Source organism: Marinobacter sp. 1_MG-2023 (assembly GCF_030549045.1).
GTDB lineage: Bacteria > Pseudomonadota > Gammaproteobacteria > Pseudomonadales > Oleiphilaceae > Marinobacter.
In genome coordinates this window covers 1,123,022-1,138,673 of the sequence record NZ_JAUOST010000001.1, presented here as the reverse complement: position 1 = coordinate 1,138,673, position 15,652 = coordinate 1,123,022, and the positions used below count along the sequence as shown (strand labels likewise).

16 protein-coding genes are annotated in these 15,652 nt (G+C 54.3%); 7 read left to right on the top strand and 9 right to left on the bottom strand.

The annotated features are described in order from the left end of the window. The first annotated feature begins 117 nt into the window (after window positions 1-117). From Q4606_RS05250 to Q4606_RS05235, 4 genes are read left to right on the top strand one after another with little or no spacing between them, the layout of a single operon-like run. Window positions 118-1,416: an NCS2 family permease gene (locus tag Q4606_RS05250; RefSeq protein ID WP_303606875.1), complete on the top strand. Its 1,299-nt coding sequence runs from the start codon at window positions 118-120 to the stop codon at window positions 1,414-1,416. A gap of 30 nt (window positions 1,417-1,446) precedes the next feature. Then, complete coding sequence (locus Q4606_RS05245; RefSeq protein ID WP_303606874.1) at window positions 1,447-1,989, top strand: adenine phosphoribosyltransferase; 543 nt, start codon at window positions 1,447-1,449, stop codon at window positions 1,987-1,989. Between the two features lie 56 nt (window positions 1,990-2,045). Then, a complete protein-coding gene (locus tag Q4606_RS05240; protein ID WP_303607016.1) occupies window positions 2,046-2,708 on the top strand; it encodes a fumarylacetoacetate hydrolase family protein in 663 nt (220 codons plus the stop codon). Window positions 2,709-2,755: 47 nt separating this feature from the next. Then, the gene (locus Q4606_RS05235; protein WP_303606873.1) at window positions 2,756-4,066 is read left to right on the top strand and encodes an AarF/ABC1/UbiB kinase family protein; all 1,311 of its coding nucleotides are present in this window, start codon (window positions 2,756-2,758) and stop codon (window positions 4,064-4,066) included. A gap of 195 nt (window positions 4,067-4,261) precedes the next feature. On the opposite strand, the gene Q4606_RS05230 is transcribed toward Q4606_RS05235, so the two are convergent. Both Q4606_RS05230 and Q4606_RS05225 read right to left on the bottom strand, forming a co-directional pair. Next, entirely contained in the window at window positions 4,262-4,945 is a 684-nt protein-coding gene (locus tag Q4606_RS05230; RefSeq protein ID WP_303606872.1) for an NAD-dependent deacylase, read from the bottom strand. Then, entirely contained in the window at window positions 4,945-6,348 is a 1,404-nt protein-coding gene (locus tag Q4606_RS05225) for an FAD-binding oxidoreductase (protein WP_303606871.1), read from the bottom strand. The genes Q4606_RS05230 and Q4606_RS05225 overlap by 1 nt, the downstream gene beginning before the upstream one ends. A 192-nt stretch (window positions 6,349-6,540) precedes the next feature. On the opposite strand from Q4606_RS05225, the gene serA reads away from it, so the two are divergent. Then, window positions 6,541-7,770, top strand: coding sequence for a phosphoglycerate dehydrogenase (gene serA / locus Q4606_RS05220; RefSeq protein WP_303596241.1), 1,230 nt, complete (start codon window positions 6,541-6,543; stop codon window positions 7,768-7,770). Window positions 7,771-7,865: 95 nt separating this feature from the next. On the opposite strand, the gene Q4606_RS05215 is transcribed toward serA, so the two are convergent. Together Q4606_RS05215 and Q4606_RS05210 are read right to left on the bottom strand one after the other, a co-directional pair. Next, complete coding sequence (locus Q4606_RS05215; protein ID WP_303606870.1) at window positions 7,866-8,528, bottom strand: OmpA family protein; 663 nt, start codon at window positions 8,526-8,528, stop codon at window positions 7,866-7,868. A 57-nt stretch (window positions 8,529-8,585) separates the two neighbouring features. Next, on the bottom strand, window positions 8,586-9,611 hold the full coding sequence (locus Q4606_RS05210) for an alpha/beta hydrolase (RefSeq protein WP_303596243.1): 1,026 nt from the start codon (window positions 9,609-9,611) through the stop codon (window positions 8,586-8,588). Between the two features lie 79 nt (window positions 9,612-9,690). Here Q4606_RS05210 and Q4606_RS05205 point away from each other — a divergent pair, with 79 nt between their 5' ends. After that, on the top strand, window positions 9,691-10,584 hold the full coding sequence (locus tag Q4606_RS05205; protein ID WP_303606869.1) for an alpha/beta hydrolase: 894 nt from the start codon (window positions 9,691-9,693) through the stop codon (window positions 10,582-10,584). Here Q4606_RS05205 and Q4606_RS05200 read toward each other — a convergent pair. From Q4606_RS05200 to Q4606_RS05185, 4 genes are read right to left on the bottom strand one after another with little or no spacing between them, the layout of a single operon-like run. After that, window positions 10,562-10,840 carry a GIY-YIG nuclease family protein gene (locus Q4606_RS05200; RefSeq protein ID WP_303596245.1) on the bottom strand — a complete coding sequence of 93 codons (279 nt, stop codon included), beginning with the start codon at window positions 10,838-10,840 and terminating at the stop codon, window positions 10,562-10,564. The genes Q4606_RS05205 and Q4606_RS05200 overlap by 23 nt on opposite strands. Beyond that, window positions 10,830-11,738 carry a DMT family transporter gene (locus Q4606_RS05195; RefSeq protein WP_303606868.1) on the bottom strand — a complete coding sequence of 303 codons (909 nt, stop codon included), beginning with the start codon at window positions 11,736-11,738 and terminating at the stop codon, window positions 10,830-10,832. Before Q4606_RS05195 ends, Q4606_RS05200 begins: the two co-directional genes overlap by 11 nt. Next, window positions 11,738-13,177 (bottom strand): sigma-54 dependent transcriptional regulator, encoded by a 1,440-nt coding sequence (locus tag Q4606_RS05190; RefSeq protein ID WP_303596247.1) that lies wholly within the window; start codon window positions 13,175-13,177, stop codon window positions 11,738-11,740. The genes Q4606_RS05195 and Q4606_RS05190 overlap by 1 nt, the downstream gene beginning before the upstream one ends. After that, window positions 13,174-14,646, bottom strand: a complete 1,473-nt coding sequence (locus Q4606_RS05185; protein WP_303596248.1) for a sensor histidine kinase — start codon at window positions 14,644-14,646, stop codon at window positions 13,174-13,176. The genes Q4606_RS05190 and Q4606_RS05185 overlap by 4 nt, the downstream gene beginning before the upstream one ends. A gap of 190 nt (window positions 14,647-14,836) precedes the next feature. On the opposite strand from Q4606_RS05185, the gene Q4606_RS05180 reads away from it, so the two are divergent. Next, the gene (locus tag Q4606_RS05180) at window positions 14,837-15,238 is read left to right on the top strand and encodes a DUF4168 domain-containing protein (protein ID WP_303596249.1); all 402 of its coding nucleotides are present in this window, start codon (window positions 14,837-14,839) and stop codon (window positions 15,236-15,238) included. 142 nt (window positions 15,239-15,380) lie between these two features. On the opposite strand, the gene chaB is transcribed toward Q4606_RS05180, so the two are convergent. Then, complete coding sequence (chaB, locus tag Q4606_RS05175; protein WP_303596250.1) at window positions 15,381-15,611, bottom strand: putative cation transport regulator ChaB; 231 nt, start codon at window positions 15,609-15,611, stop codon at window positions 15,381-15,383. Window positions 15,612-15,652: the final 41 nt, after the last annotated feature.

The following is a 15,652-nucleotide window of genomic DNA, read 5'->3' as shown; positions in this document are numbered from 1 at the left end:
AAGATTACCGGTTTTTCACGCAACTCTTTTTCAAGTAGCTTTTACAGCTAGGCTTTTTAATTTAACGGTACACTCCCAAACTCCACACTCTGGCATCCTGAGAGGCAGACACCCGTCATGCTTGAACGACTGTTCCAACTCCAGGCCCACGGCACCGATGTTCGTAAAGAACTGGTTGCGGGCATCACCACCTTCCTGACCATGGCGTACATTATCGTGGTCAACCCAAGTATCCTGTCTTCAACAGGTATGGATTTCGGCGCTGTTTTTGTCGCCACCTGCCTGGCAGCGGCCATCGGCACTCTGATCATGGGGCTGTGGGCAAATTATCCGATTGCTCTGGCGCCGGGCATGGGCCTGAACGCCTTTTTCTCATTCACTGTCGTGGGCAGCCTCGGGTACAGCTGGCAAGTCGCACTTGGCGCAGTTTTCCTCTCTGGCCTGATCTTCTTTTTACTGAGTGTTCTAAAAGTCCGCGAATGGATCATAAACAGCATCCCCATGTCTCTGCGCTTCGGGATTTCAGCTGGTATCGGCTTCTTCCTGGCGCTGATTGCACTGAAAAATGCAGGCATCGTAGTGGACCACCCCGCTACGCTGGTTGGCCTCGGTGAACTTAAGTCGGCCGAGAGCATGCTGTTCTTTGGCGGATTTGTTCTGATTTGCGCTTTGTCGTTCCGCCGCATAACCGGTGCCGTCATGATCGGCATTATTGCCGTAACCGTCATCGCAATGATGCTGGGCATGGTGGAATACAACGGCTTCGCTTCCGCGCCACCAAGTCTTGCGCCCACTTTCATGCAACTGGATATTGCTGGCGCTTTGAATATCGGCATGATCAGCATCGTTTTCGCGTTCCTGTTCGTGGATCTGTTCGACACCTCGGGCACGCTGATTGGTGCCGCTCAACGCGGCGGCCTTCTGGACAAGGATGGCAAGCTTCCACGGCTGGGCCGCGCACTGATGTCTGATTCAGTAGCCACCATGTCTGGCGCAGCCCTGGGCACCTCAACCACCACCAGCTACATTGAGTCCACTGCTGGCATTTCCGCTGGAGGGCGAACAGGTCTGACAGCTGTGGTTGTAGCTTTGCTGTTCCTTGCCTGCCTCCTGCTCTCACCCATCGCCAGTATCATCCCGGCCTACGCTACGGCCCCTGCGCTACTTTACGTGGCAGTATTGATGGCGAGCGGCCTGAAGCTGATAGACTGGGACGACATCACAGAAGCCGCACCGGCTGTGGTAACTGCGCTGATGATGCCCCTTACGTTCTCTATCGCTAACGGCATTGCGATGGGCTTTGTCACTTACGCTGTAATCAAAGCTTTGAGCGGGCGCTGGTCAGACCTGAACGTGAGTGTGGTGGTGATCGCCATTGTTTTCATACTGAAATTCATGTTTCTGGACGCAGGTTAAGCTGCGCCCGGAATGAGAGCCTGACTTTTTATGGATTACTTTTCTCAAAGCATCAAACAAGCCATTCGCACCGTGCCAGACTGGCCCAAGCCCGGCGTTGCTTTCCGGGATATCACCACGGTTCTGCAGGATAAGACTGCCTTCCGGAAACTGATAGATGCGTTCGTTCATCGCTACCACGGCCACGATATCGATGCCGTGGCAGCGGTCGATGCGCGCGGATTCATCATTGGCTCTGCGTTGGCTTATGAGCTCAATGCTTCACTGGTACTGGTGCGCAAGAAAGGCAAGCTGCCGTTTGACACCCTGGTGGAAGACTACGAGCTCGAATACGGAACCGCGTCCGTTGAGCTGCATCAGGATGCGTTCAAACCCGGTGACAAAGTAATACTGATAGATGATCTGATCGCCACCGGTGGCACCATGCTGGCCGCCAGTCGCTTGATTCGGCGCATTGGCGCCGAGATTGTGGAGGTCGCAGCGATGATTGACCTCCCCGACCTTGGCGGCTCCGCCAAGCTGCAGGAGGAGGGTCTGAAGGTCTATACTGTGTGTTCGTTTGAGGGCGAATAAAGGCTTCGCCCAATCAGGTGCTGGTTGAAGCACAGATGGCGTTTTGGGAGGTCACTATGGAGCAGTATCAGCATCATTGGGTTGATGGCACACCGGTGCATTTGCCATTGGGGAAAATCGTCTGCATTGGCCGAAACTACGCCGAACATGCCAAAGAACTCAATAATCCGATACCAGAAGAACCCTTGCTATTCATCAAACCGGCTACCTCAGCGGTGCATGTAACACGCCCTCTGAACTTCCCTTCGGATCGTGGCCAGATGCATTTCGAGACCGAGTTGGCGGTGCTGATTGGCAAGCCCCTCACCAACGCAACTCCCAGCGAATCCGAGGCGGCCATTCTCGGCTATGGCCTGGCTCTGGACCTGACCCTTAGGGACCTGCAGAGTCAGCTGAAGGAAAAGGGCCACCCCTGGGAAAGAGCCAAGGCGTTTGACGGTGCCTGCCCGCTGTCACCATTCGTAGCTGCTGAGCACTTCCATAAAGATCACATTACTTTTAGCCTTGATATCGATGGTCAGCGCCAGCAAAGCGGCGACACCCGGGATATGCTCTTTCCTGTCATTCCTCTGCTGGCCCATATAAGTCGCCATTTCACGCTACTGCCCGGCGATGTTGTCATCACCGGCACCCCTAAGGGCGTTGGTCCATTGCACCAGGGGCAAACGTTGGCACTGCAGCTGGAGGATAAGTTGTCTGTCTCCACCAAAGTGGTTTAACTTGGGCTGACACAATCTTTCTTTACACAGAAAACGTATAGTCAGGCATGGCAAAAAAACCAGTTACCTCACGCAGTGGTCGTTTTTTCAAGCTAGCCGGCATGACTGCCTCGGTAGCGGGGCAGTATGCGGGCCAAAAAGCCCGCAGCATGTTCAGCAGCGAAAACGACGACGGCGCCCGCAGTGAAAGCTATACCCGCATGGCTAACCGCATCACCGACACCCTCGGTGAAATGAAAGGTGCAGCCATGAAGGTGGGCCAGATTGCCTCGCAGACCCAGGACTTCCTGCCCAGGGAGTTTTCTGATGCGCTTCAGAAGCTGCAGAAAGAAGCGCCACCCATGCCCTTCGAGATTATCCTTGAGCAGATTGAGACCGAGTTGGGAAAACCGGTTGGAGAGCTGTTTGAGTACCTGCAGGAGACGCCATACGCAGCGGCATCGATTGGTCAGGTTCACCGCGCACGCCTGCACGATGGTACCGATGTGATCATAAAAGTGCAGTATCCGGGTGTTGATGAGTCCTGCGACTCCGACCTGAAGCAATTGCGTCTTGCTTTGAAGCTCGGCGGTCTGTTGAAAATGCCCAAAGAGTCAGTCGACCAGCTGTTCACGGAGATTCGCGAACGTCTGCGGGAGGAGCTGGATTACGAGAATGAGGCCCGGAACATTGAACTGTTCCGCGCGTTTCACAAAAATGATCCCTGGGTGGTTATTCCTTCCGTGGTTCCTGGTCACTCTACGCGTCATGTTCTCACTCTGGAGCTGGAAGAAGGTGACCATGTGAGTGAGGTCACACCGGAGCACTACGATCAAGCGACGATCAACCTGATCGGCCACCGTATGTTTACTGCCATGGCGGATCAGTTATTCCGCTTTCAGTGTATCCACGGTGACCCCCATGCCGGGAACTTTGCGTACCGGCGGGATGGCAGTATCGTTATGTACGATTTTGGCTGTGTTAAAAAACTGAAACCGGAAATTGTTGAAGCCTACCGCAATGCGGTTAATGCGGCACTCGAACAGGACTATAAGGCGCTGGATGCGTATCTGATTGACCTGGGAGCGCGGGTTGGAAGCCAGCCGGCCATTGATGAGGCTTACTACGCCATGTGGCGGGATATTCTTGTGGTGCCGTTTGATTCTGAGCAGCCTTACGATTTCGGCGAGTCAAGCATTCACAAAGATGTGGCCGCCAAGACGAGCACCGTGTTCAAGTATCTGGATTCGTTCAAACCGCCAGTTGAGAGCATTTTTATTGACCGGATGATTGCGGGGCATTACTGGATGCTGAAGCGGCTGGGGGTTCAGGCTGCTTTTGGTGAGGAGCTTCGGAAGTATCTTGCGGAGCCGCCCTAAGCTTCAGCTTCGCTGCTGACGGTCTTGGCGGGATGCGGCTCCCAAAACACGCTATGAATACGTCCATGTACGCTTGGCTCCGCCATCCATGGCTCCGCACAGTTTTGGGAGCCGCATCCCGCCAAGGCCTAGCGTAAAATTGAGCTTACCGCCCCGAAGAACTCACAATTCTTTTTATCTGAACACTTTCGCCAGCTATCTGGCCAAGAAGTTCGCTACCCACTCGGCAACGCCCTCTCCTGCACCTTTACGGATAACCCTTGCCCGGGAAACGCCCGCTGGCTCGCCTGGGTCTATTACCGTGATGGGTACATCTCTCTCAACCTCATGCACCAGCCCTGCTGCCGGGTAGACCTGTAACGAGGTGCCTACGATCAGTAAGTCGTCGGCAGTACGAACCAGGTCAGCTGCCGCGTCCAGCATAGGGACTTCTTCGCCAAACCAGACAATGTGTGGGCGCAGCTGTTCGCCGAGTTCACACTGCTCGCCCAGCTCGATATCCCGGTAGCCCAAATCGTAAATCAGCTCGGGGTTCAGTGAACTTCTGGCTTTGGTGAGTTCGCCGTGAAGGTGTATCACGTGGCTGGAGCCGCCTCGTTCGTGCAGGTCATCTACGTTCTGAGTGATAATGGTGACCCGGTGGCGTTTCTCCAGCTCGGCGAGCAGACGGTGGGCACGATTGGGCTGAGCCGCAGCGAGCTGTTGCCGGCGTTCATTGTAGAACCTCAGTACCAGCTCCTGATTACGCGCGAACGCCTCGGGAGTAGCAACGTCGTAAACACTGTGTTGTTCCCAGAGGCCGCCGTTGTCACGGAAGGTGGAGAGGCCACTTTCGGCGCTGATACCAGCGCCGGTGAGTACTACGATATGCCGTTCCATCAGTCGAAGATCTTGCCCGGGTTGATGATCCCATTGGGATCGAATACCTGTTTGATTCCTCTCAGGTAAGCGATTTCCGCTTCGCTGCGGGTGTATTGCAAGTAAGGCTTTTTAGTCATGCCCACGCCATGTTCGGCGGAGACGCTGCCTTTATATCGTTCGACGATTTCAAATACCCACTTGTTGACCTTCTGGCACTTTTCGAAGAAATCTTCTTTTGCCATGTCTTCCGGTTTGAGGATGTTGAGGTGCAGGTTGCCATCGCCGATATGCCCGAACCAGATGATCTCGAAATCCGGATAGTGGTCAGTCACAACCGCATCGATTTCCTGCAGGAAGCCAGGCACTTTGGAAACAACAACGGAAATATCGTTCTTGTAGGGTGTTCGGGGCGCGATGGACTCCGAGATTCGCTCGCGCAGCTGCCACAGGTTCTGCGCCTGGGTTTCACTCTGGCTTATAACACCATCCACCACCCAACCGTTTTCCATGCACTGTTCGAACAGGCTCATGGCGTTGTCCATGACCTGATCAGACGTTGCCTCAAACTCCAGCAACGCATAGTAAGGGGCCTCGGTTTCAAACGGAGCCGGCACTTGCCCATGGGCCAGGACATGCCCCATGGCTTGATGAGAAAAGAACTCATAGGCAGTCAGATCAAGGCCGCCCTGGAAGGTCTTGAGCACATCCATGGTGTTGCCAAGATCACTCAGCCCGAGCACCAGGACTGTAAGACTGTCAGGTTTACGCGACAGCTTCATGGTGGCTTCGGTGATAAAGCCCAGCGTACCCTCAGCGCCGATGAAAAGGTGGCGCAGGTCGTAGCCGGTATTGTTCTTTTCCAGATCTTTGTTCAGGTCAAGGATATCGCCTTTGCCGGTGACTACCTTGAGGCCAGCCACCCAGTCTCGGCTCATGCCGTAGCGGATAACCTTGATACCTCCGGCGTTAGTTGAAAGATTACCACCCAACTGGCTGGAGCCCGCAGATGCAAAATCCACCGGGTAATAGAGATGGTTTTCTTCGGCAAAATTCTGCAGTTGTTCAGTCACCACGCCTGCCTGGCAGCGAACCAACCGGTCGCTGGCACTGAAATCCAGAATCTGGTTCATGTTATCAAACGCAACGACGACTTCGCCGTTGGCAGCAACAGCGCCGGCACTCAGGCCGGTGCGGCCACCGGACGGAACCAGAGCAACCTGGTGCTCATTGGCGAATTTCACTAGTGCCTGAACCTGCTCGGTGGTCTTCGGGAGCACGATGGCCAAAGGATTAGGGGCGTATATGCGCGTCCAATCCTTGCCGTAGCTTTCAAGATCAGCGGCGTCAGTCAGAACCTTTCCGGGCGTCGCTCCGGTGGCCACCAGCTCTTTGAGGGAAGCAATGATCTGTTCGGATTTCATGAAGGCATCAGTCTCGTCAGGGTTGGGCAGGAAGCTATGGACAAAAGTTTCTCAGTTCAATTGATCCAGGTGAACCCGCACACTGTCAAAAGTTCCTTTTATGGTATCATACCGCCCCTGTTCTGTGAGCTAGCCCATACGATGCCTGGCCACAGGTCACTTCATGCGACGAAAGGTTCGGAAGCAAAGCCCATGTCAACGACGTCTCTCGAAAAGAGCAAAATCCGCATTCTGCTGCTGGAAGGCGTGCATCAGTCCGCACTGGATACCCTGAATGCTGCAGGCTACACCAACATTGAGTACCTCAGTCACTCTCTGGCCGAGGAAGACCTGATTGAGAAGATTGCCGACGCACACTTTGTCGGTATTCGCTCACGCACTCAGTTGACGGAAAAAGTATTCGAGGCAGCCAAGAAGCTGGTTGCGGTGGGTTGTTTCTGTATCGGTACCAACCAGGTGGATCTGCAGGCAGCGACCCGTCGCGGTATCGCAGTCTTCAATGCACCCTTCTCCAACACCCGAAGTGTTGCCGAACTGGTTCTGGCACAGGCTATCCTCCTGTTGCGCGGTGTTCCCGAGAAAAGCGCCATGGCTCACAGGGGCGAATGGCAGAAGTCTGCAAAAGACAGTTACGAGATTCGTGGTAAAAAGCTGGGGATCATCGGTTACGGTAACATCGGCACCCAGTTCAGTGTTCTGGCCGAAGCCTTGGGCATGGACGTATATTTTTACGATGTGGTTTCCAAGCTATCCATCGGCAATGCCACCCAAGTGGGCACGATGCAGGAACTGCTCAACATCGCGGATGTTGTGAGCCTGCATGTTCCGGAAACACCGGCCACCAGGTACATGTTCAAGGCTGAGCAACTGGCCCAGATGAAGCCAGGTTCTATCCTGATGAACGCATCCCGCGGCACGGTCGTTGATATTGACGCACTGGCCGACACTCTGAGAAGCGGCAAACTGCTCGGCGCGGCGATCGACGTGTTCCCTACCGAACCCAAGTCCAACAACGAAGAATTTGTTTCTCCGTTACGGGAATTCGACAACGTTATCCTGACCCCGCACGTGGGCGGCTCCACCATTGAAGCCCAGGAAAACATCGGGCGCGAAGTAGCCGAAAAACTGGCTATGTACAGCGACAATGGTACCTCTGTGTCGTCAGTAAACTTCCCGGAAGTTGCCTTGCCGTCGCACCCGAACCAGCACCGCTTGCTGCACATTCATGAAAACGTGCCGGGCGTAATGTCTGAGATTAACCAGGTCTTCTCCGAAAACGGTATCAACATTTGCGGTCAATACCTGCAAACCAAAGAAGACATTGGTTATGTCGTGGTTGATGTAGACAAGGCTTACGGTGAGCTTGCACTGGAAAAACTGCTCCAGGTCAAAGGCACAATCCGGGGTCGCGTTCTGTTCTGAACAGACGACTAGCTGCACAAAAAAACCGGAGCGATTTGCTCCGGTTTTTTTGTGCCCGGCAGAACCGGGATGCTAACCATCCATGCAGTATCTGTTTACTGCATAGGCACCAACGTCAGCTCAACACGACGATTTTGTTCACGCCCTGCGGAGGTGTCATTGGAAGCAATGGGGTAACGCTCACCGTAACCCACCGCGCGGGTACGGTTAGGCTCAATGCCCTGGTTTAGCAGGAAGTCTCGCACCGAGCCTGCACGACGCTCACTGAGCAGTTGGTTGTAACTATCTGAACCCGAGCTGTCGGTGTGACCCTCAATCTGGATAATGGTCTTATTGAACTCTTTCAACACCAGGGCGACAGATTCGAGGGTGTTAGTGAAACCACCCCGGATGGATGTCTGGTTCAGGTCAAAGGTAATATTGCCGGGCATGATGAGCTCAATCTGATCACCATTACGGACCACACGAACACCACTACCTTCCAGCTTCTGCCTCAACTGGGCTTCTTGCCGATCCATATAGTAACCAATACCACCACCAACAGCCGCACCACTTGCGGCGCCAATCAATGCTCCCTTTCCACGGTCGCTTTTGCTGGAGGTTGCAGCACCAACGGCTGCGCCACCAATTGCGCCAATGATACTGCCTTTGGTCGCATCAGAAGTCTTCTGCTCGCCGGTGTACGGATCATAAGTCATACAACCGGCAAGGCCCATGGTCGCTACTGCTACTGCTACTGCAAGCATTGTTCTCTTCAAAACATTCTCCTGTTGCTGATTGTACTGCAGACGGCTTTAAACTCTCTGGCACTCTTATCAATGAGAATCAGGAGTCTCAGCGACGCCTGCCACTGAATGATCAAATGTATCAATAATGGCATTGAAGACGGTTGCCTGTAAGTCCTTGGCTTCGTTCACCAGATGATGACGCCCGTCGATGATTCTTACTTCCTCTACCGATGCAAACTTGTTACGGATAATTCTCAAATTGTGTTGCCAGTCTACAGTCTGGTCTTTTTCGCCCTGAACGACAGTAACCGGAAAGTCTACGGGGCGAGCTGATTCTATGTGCGGTATCCAGGTGCGCAGAGCGCTTACCCAGTCCACGTGAACGGCTCTTGCCTGCAATGGGTCATGTTCGCGCAGGAAGCGTAAAAAGCGGGTGTTGCCGCTGTTCGCTGCAAATACACGCTGCCAGCGGGTAACGAAGGGCTTCACCATGGTGTGCAATACTTTAGCGCCAAGCCAACCTGCAGGCCGCACCAATGGTGCCAGCAAAACCACTTTGCGGAACTCCGATGTTTCCCGGGAGTGATGGTTCGACAAAAGGTAGTCAATCAGTATGCCCCCACCTGTACTCTGTCCAACCGCAAACCAGGGCCCCCGGATTTTATCGCGGACATGGGCCAGAACTTCTGACAGCACCCCCTGATACTCAAGAAAACTACCAATTGCAGCCGGCGTGCCGCTGGAAAGTCCATGGCCCGGCTGGTCGTAAGTCAGCACATCAAAGCCAGCCGCAAGGCAGCGCTCAATCAATTGGCTATATAAACCTACATGATCAAAGTAGCCGTGCAGGATGAACACAGTGCCACGCTCTGCACAAGACTCCGGTAGCCGGAAATAGTGCACCATTACTTCGTGCTGGCCTGCTGTCACATACCCTTGATGATACGCAACATCCGGATGCTCAACCCAGAGATCAAGTCCATAGAAACGGCAGTACGCCACCATTTCCTCGCTGAGCTCTCTCCGCTCTTCCGGGTCGAATGGCTCTAGCCGGTCCAACAGGGATTTACGATTCCAGTCCGGTATTTCTATGGTATCCGTTTTCCAGTACACGTAGAGTTAAACGCCTGTCATGAATAGATAATACGAATTAAGATGCATAATCCTAACCCATAGCGGGGGCATAACACAGATGTTGCAACATCTTCTTGAAACCGGACTGCGCCAGACCATGAATCGGCTGGTCAGGCCAGCACTTCATCCAGCAGTCCCGGTTTCGGTTCAGCGCGCTTTGATCAGCCAGGCCTACCGAAGCTCCGTACCGCCCCGCGGCTGCCGTTTCCAGACAGCTACATTAGCAGATAGACCTGTCGTGAAAAGTTCTTATGGCCAGACCTCGCGGGGCGCAGTCCTGTACCTTCATGGTGGAGGCTATATCATCGGCTCGGCGGCCACTCATAAAGGGCTTACCGGACACCTGGCCAAAACAAGCGGCTGCATGGTAATTACACCAGACTACCGTCTTGCTCCCGAGCACCCGTTCCCGGCCGCACTGGACGACGCTGAGGCCGCCTGGCTGGCGCTGATTGAAGAGGGGTTTGCACCCGGGCAAATTGCCATTGCAGGTGATTCGGCCGGCGGCGGGCTGGCCATCGCTCTAGCTATGCGCTTGCGTGACAACACTCAATCCTTGCCATCATCAATTACGGTTTTTTCACCGTGGATGGATCTGACTCAGGAAGCGCTGTATTCACCCGAATGCGAACCGGTACTACAACCACGCTGGACCGCAAAAGCCGCAAAGCTTTACGCTGGCGGAGAATCTCTACGCAACCCCCTAATCTCTCCAATTTTCGGTAAGTTTGAGGATTTGCCACCACTATTGATACAGGTCGGCAGCCAGGAAATTCTGCTCAACGATGCAGAACGGCTTGCGGATGCGGCCAGAAAAGCCGGAGTAAAAACTCACCTTGAGGTGTTTAACAGCCTTTGGCACGTGTTTCAGGTTCACAGTGGACAACTGGACAGAGCAACCGCTGCCGTGCAAACCGCTGGCGAGCACATCAGAGAACATCTGGCAGACTGAGCACTCCGAGCACTAGCGCCTCTTTACGTTGTCGTGGCCACCGCTTGATGTGCCACTCCAACTTTGATGCGTGGCTGCGGTCGCCGGCTGGTGAACTGAACACCAGCTCCAGTGGCCCCTTCCCTCTGAGGCTACGGGCGCCCTTCGGCGCGCCAGCCTGATGTTCAGCAAAGCGTCGAGGCACATCTGTGCTAATACCAGTGTAAAGCGCACCACTGGCGGTGCGTACCAGGTAAACAGACCAATCAGTCGCCATTGATCAATACCCGCTCCCTTGCTTTCACTTTTTTCTGCTGTAACCAGAGGCCAGCCATAATGAGCACCAAACCGATGTAGGTCGATGACAGGATCCGCTCTCCAAGAATCAAATAGATAAAAACGAGAGAGAGGAAAGGTGAAATGAAGATCAGGTTGCTCACTCTCGAGGTGTTTTCCGCCTTTTTCATGGCATAGGACCAGAGAACAAAGGCGATGCCCATCTCAAATGTGCCGACGTAGACCGCGGCAGCAATTGAGCCGGTTGCCGGCATGCTCAACCCTTCTGTCCACCAGCAGATCAAAGCAATAACAGGAAGCCCGAACAAAAAGTTGAGAAACAGACCGACCACAGGATCCCGGGTATCGCGGGTCGCAATAATCCAGTAAGAAGCCCAGACAAGCGTGCTGCCGATAGCCAGTGAGACGCCCAGCGGATCTGAGAAGCTGAGCGTAGTCACAGCACCACGGGTTGCGATCACTACGACCCCGGCGTAACACACCAGCCCGGCGACAATATCCAGCCTGCGCAGGCGATGCCCCAGAAATGGCACCGAGAGATAAGCCAAAACCAGCGCCCAAGTATAATTTAACGGCTGTGCTTCTTGTGCTGGCAGCCGGTCAAAAGCGCCAAACAGCAGAAAGTAATACAGGCAGGGGTTGATCAAACCCATACCAAACGACTGGATGTATTGCCTTTTACCTAGCGAAAACACCAGATGCCAACGCTTCTGCAATAACAGAATGCCGCCCATGACCAATACAGATGAAGCGCAAGCAACCAGCAGCATTTGTACGGGGGCGAGATCCGCAAGCGCCAGCTTGAAAGCGGTAGCCACAGTAGACCAGAGCAGCACCGTGCCCAGCCCATACATCATGGCTGTTTTCTGATTCGTCATTACAGCCCCCCTTTCAGCTCCCCTGCATCGGTGCCTTCAGAATGAGATTCATCACTTGTCTTGTCCGCCGCCTGATCTGCTGCCAGCCAACGGTACAAGGTACGTCGGTTAATGCCGAGAATCTGTGCTGCCCGGCGTTTGTTGCCGCTAACCGCCTGCATTACCTCGCGCACATAGTCTTGCTGAAGGTGTTCCAGCGTTGGCCATTCAGAAATGTTTCCAGCGGATCGCGCCGCTTCAGGGTTCACCGATCCGACCCGACGCTTCCTGATGCGCTCAGGCAGATGATCAGGCTGAATGGTATCGCCTTCACAGAAAGTAACCGCCCTCTCGATTGCGCTACCCAGCTCGCGGACATTCCCCGGAAACGGATAATCCATCAAAGTGCGGGAGCTTACCTCACTGAGCTTGAGAAATCCGCGTTGGTGCTTACGAGCTATCTCCCTTAAAAAGTGCATTGCCAGAAGGTCGACATCATCCCCCCGCTCTCTCAGCGGTGGAATACGCAGGCTAAGAGTTTCCAGGCGATAATAGAGGTCTTCCCGGAAGCTTCCTTCGTGCACGGCCTTTAGCAAATCCACATGGGTAGCGGCGAGGATTCGCACGTCCACTGGCTCTTCCTGATCCGCACCTACCGGTTTGACCATGCCTTCCTGCAAAACCCGGAGCAACTTCGCCTGCAACGCCAGAGGCATTTCTCCTATTTCATCAAGCAACAAGGTGCCACCATGGGCTTCTGCGAACAGGCCTTTTCGAGCCTGACGGGCGCCGGTAAACGCACCCGCCTCATGGCCGAAAAACTCACTCTCCATCAACTCGCCGGGTATGCCGGCGCAATTGACAGCTACAAAAGACCCTGAACTCCGCCCGCTAGCCTGATGGATCGCTCTCGCCACCAACTCCTTACCTGTGCCACTTTCGCCGCAGATCAGCACGGCAGCTTCGCTGCGCGCAATTTGCCGGATTTCCGAGCGGAGCCGAACCATGCTTTCATGCTCACCTATCAGGCCAAGAGACTGATCCTCGCCTTTGTGCGCAAGAAACTGCTGCAATTGCCGGGTGAGATCGGCCTGAGTCAGTAACCGGCGTATCTTCAGGCGCAGGTGGTCAGTAGATAAGGGTTTGGTCAGAAAATCATCTGCTCCGGCTTTTAGTGCATCAACGGCCTGATCCACGGTCCCGAACGCGGTAATGATGATAAAAGGCAGGCTACGGCCGTCAGCCTGAGCTGCCTTTAGTAGCTCCAGCCCATCGCCATCCGGCAGACGAAGGTCAGAGACAACCAGATCCGGTGTTTCTTCAGCAAGCAGCCTGCAGGCCTCATTTACTGTACCGGCCCGAGTTACGCTATAGCCATCCAGCTCGAGCTCTTCGCTCAACAGCAAGCTCAGGCTGACATCATCTTCCAGAAGCAGGATAGTTGCCTGTTGCTCTTTCATTCCGCTACCTCCGCGGGCCAGAACAGACTCATCCGGCACCCGCCTGTTTCATTGCTGCCGATTTCAATCCGGCCACCGTGCTCCTTCAATACACTACTGACGACCGCAAGCCCAAGCCCTGTACCCTCTCCAGCTGGCCGGGTACTGTAAAACGGCTCAAATACAGACTTCCGCTTCTCCGCCTCTATGCCTGGGCCGTCGTCGTCTACCCGTACCTCCCACTCGTTATTGCTGCAAAGCAGCGATACGATCACTTCAGAACGGGCGGCCTGGCAGGCGTTGCGGACGACATTAAGACACGCCAGTTCCAACCTCATGGGTTCTGCCCTGACCCTCGCGTTCACATCAAGGCCTTCACTCAGCAAGCGCTTGCCGCGGCATTTATCATCTTCAGTAGCGCGCTCCAGTGCGTCCCGGAGAACCGTACTGAGGCTGATTGGCCTTCTTGAATCCGGCACATGACGAAAGCAATCCAGGAGTTGCTGAATAATCGTGGTCATACGCCCAACCTGATAACCGATATCATCCAACTGCCGACGCTGATCTTCCGTAAGCGTCTGTCGTGCCATGATATTTGCGCGCCCCTGAATTACATTCAATGGGGCGCCAAGTTCGTGTGCGACGCCTCCGGCCACGCGCCCGATCATGGCAATTTTCTCCTGGTACTCAAGACGCTCGGCCAATTCGCGTTCCTTGATCACGCGCTGTTGTATTTCCTCTTCCGCCCGAGCCATGCGCTCTCCCATGTCCCGCACACCACCGTATATCTGCCGCAATTCACGGGGGCCGGACGCTTCCGCACCAAGGCGCCATTGCCCGGGAGCCAGGCTTGCCATGGTATTCAATAGCCGGCTTACATGCCGCCCCACCGCACCATAATGCCCGAGCACCACCACCAGAATGATCGTGATCGCAAGAGCCGACCAGATAGACACAGCCCACAGGCGCATTGAGGCAAGAAGGTCATGAAAGTCACTGCGCCTGCGAGTTACCTGCAGCAACCCCTGTATCCGGCCATCGTCGGCTACCAGCGGCGTGAAGTGCGAAAATACTGATTGCCCGTCGACCCAGCGAAAAGCGCCCCCCAATTCGCCGCTATTGATGACCTGTTCAGCGCTGGCACTATTACCCACATCGGTATCTGCAAGGCCCAGGCTGGAGACTCGCGCGCCATCCTTGTCAAACACCGACGCTCCTGAAACACGGCCAATCCGGAAGATCGACTTCAGGGAGTCGCTCATCACTAATTCATCTTTTTCCTGCATCGCCCGGGAGAGCGGACCGCTGGCCGCACGGGCAACCAGTTCCAGGTCTTCACGCAGGCGGTCATTCAAGGCTCGTTCAACCGCACCAAACCCCAGGTAGATGGCAAGCCCGCTGATGAGAAGCAGAGGGACAACAATGCTCAATACCAGTGTTAACTGTATCGATCCAAAAACCTGGCCGGCGTTTCTGAGTAAAGGTTTCATCCTGGCTCCCACGACATAATTGCCACACCTTTCTGCCACATGTGACATTTCGCCACAACCTTCATTACCTCAGATTAACCGGAATTTTCTCGTAAGTTTATGTTTTAAATACATAAAATAAAAACCAAAGAAGCTGGCACGGTGCTTGATACATCAACAATGAACCTACACGAAACAGGAGAAGTCGATTATGAATATGAACAAAGTACTCGTATCCATTACCGCATCCGTTGCCCTGCTGGCCGCAGCTCCCGTTATGGCAGAGCAGGCGCAGCAAAACCCGGCCGCCACAGATTCAAGCGGCTACTCAAACCCTGCAGCAACAGGTACTCAGAAGACCGATTACAACGATGCAGAACTGAAAAAGTTCATCGACGCCCAGGAAGGCATTACCGAAGTGCGCGAGGAGTATATCGATAAAATCGAATCAGCGGATTCCCAGCAGAAAGCTCAGGAACTGCAGATGGAAGCTAACGATGAGATGGTAACGGTTATCGAAGAGGCGGGCATGGACATCCCGACCTATAACGCCATCGCCACCGCTTACAGCAGTGAGCCGAAGGTACGTAACCGTATTGAAGCGCTGATGTAATCGCCGGGCGAAACCGGACAAGCTGTTCGTCAGTTTAGCCCCGCCAAGTGCGGGGCTTTTTTACAGAAATCTGACAACCCTTACTGCAAATCTCTCTGTCCATTGCCAGGTAGTCTTAGCTCAGCGTGCGAAAAGGAAATCGCTAATCCTTATCTCTTACCCAGCGGTCCCCTTCTTTATGATATTCCTGCTTTACTGCAGCCCAAGCGACTTTGTGAGCGGTTTCCTCGCGTCCTGAGTCGTCCCGGCGGTCGTCTGGATCACTGTATTCGTCCCACGCTGAGTTAAACGCTTTGCGATAGATTTCCTGAGCATGAGAGGGAAGGTTGTCGGTAACCTGTTCTGGCAACTCCGATTTACTTGAATACGGCATAAATACCTCCCTGAATGAGGGGTTGGCTACGCGCCTTGCCG

Bases quoted from the DNA above. Each gene is read 5' to 3' on its own strand.
- Q4606_RS05250 (WP_303606875.1), top strand. From the start codon at position 118: ATGCTTGAACGACTGTTCCAACTCCAGGCCCACGGCACCGATGTTCGT.
- Q4606_RS05245 (WP_303606874.1), top strand. From the start codon at position 1,447: ATGGATTACTTTTCTCAAAGCATCAAACAAGCCATTCGCACCGTGCCA.
- Q4606_RS05240 (WP_303607016.1), top strand. From the start codon at position 2,046: ATGGAGCAGTATCAGCATCATTGGGTTGATGGCACACCGGTGCATTTG.
- Q4606_RS05235 (WP_303606873.1), top strand. From the start codon at position 2,756: ATGGCAAAAAAACCAGTTACCTCACGCAGTGGTCGTTTTTTCAAGCTA.
- Q4606_RS05230 (WP_303606872.1), bottom strand. From the start codon at position 4,945: ATGGAACGGCATATCGTAGTACTCACCGGCGCTGGTATCAGCGCCGAA.
- Q4606_RS05225 (WP_303606871.1), bottom strand. From the start codon at position 6,348: ATGAAATCCGAACAGATCATTGCTTCCCTCAAAGAGCTGGTGGCCACC.
- serA (WP_303596241.1), top strand. From the start codon at position 6,541: ATGTCAACGACGTCTCTCGAAAAGAGCAAAATCCGCATTCTGCTGCTG.
- Q4606_RS05205 (WP_303606869.1), top strand. From the start codon at position 9,691: ATGTTGCAACATCTTCTTGAAACCGGACTGCGCCAGACCATGAATCGG.
- Q4606_RS05200 (WP_303596245.1), bottom strand. From the start codon at position 10,840: ATGGCGACTGATTGGTCTGTTTACCTGGTACGCACCGCCAGTGGTGCG.
- Q4606_RS05195 (WP_303606868.1), bottom strand. From the start codon at position 11,738: ATGACGAATCAGAAAACAGCCATGATGTATGGGCTGGGCACGGTGCTG.
- Q4606_RS05190 (WP_303596247.1), bottom strand. From the start codon at position 13,177: ATGAAAGAGCAACAGGCAACTATCCTGCTTCTGGAAGATGATGTCAGC.
- Q4606_RS05185 (WP_303596248.1), bottom strand. From the start codon at position 14,646: ATGAAACCTTTACTCAGAAACGCCGGCCAGGTTTTTGGATCGATACAG.
- Q4606_RS05180 (WP_303596249.1), top strand. From the start codon at position 14,837: ATGAATATGAACAAAGTACTCGTATCCATTACCGCATCCGTTGCCCTG.
- chaB (WP_303596250.1), bottom strand. From the start codon at position 15,611: ATGCCGTATTCAAGTAAATCGGAGTTGCCAGAACAGGTTACCGACAAC.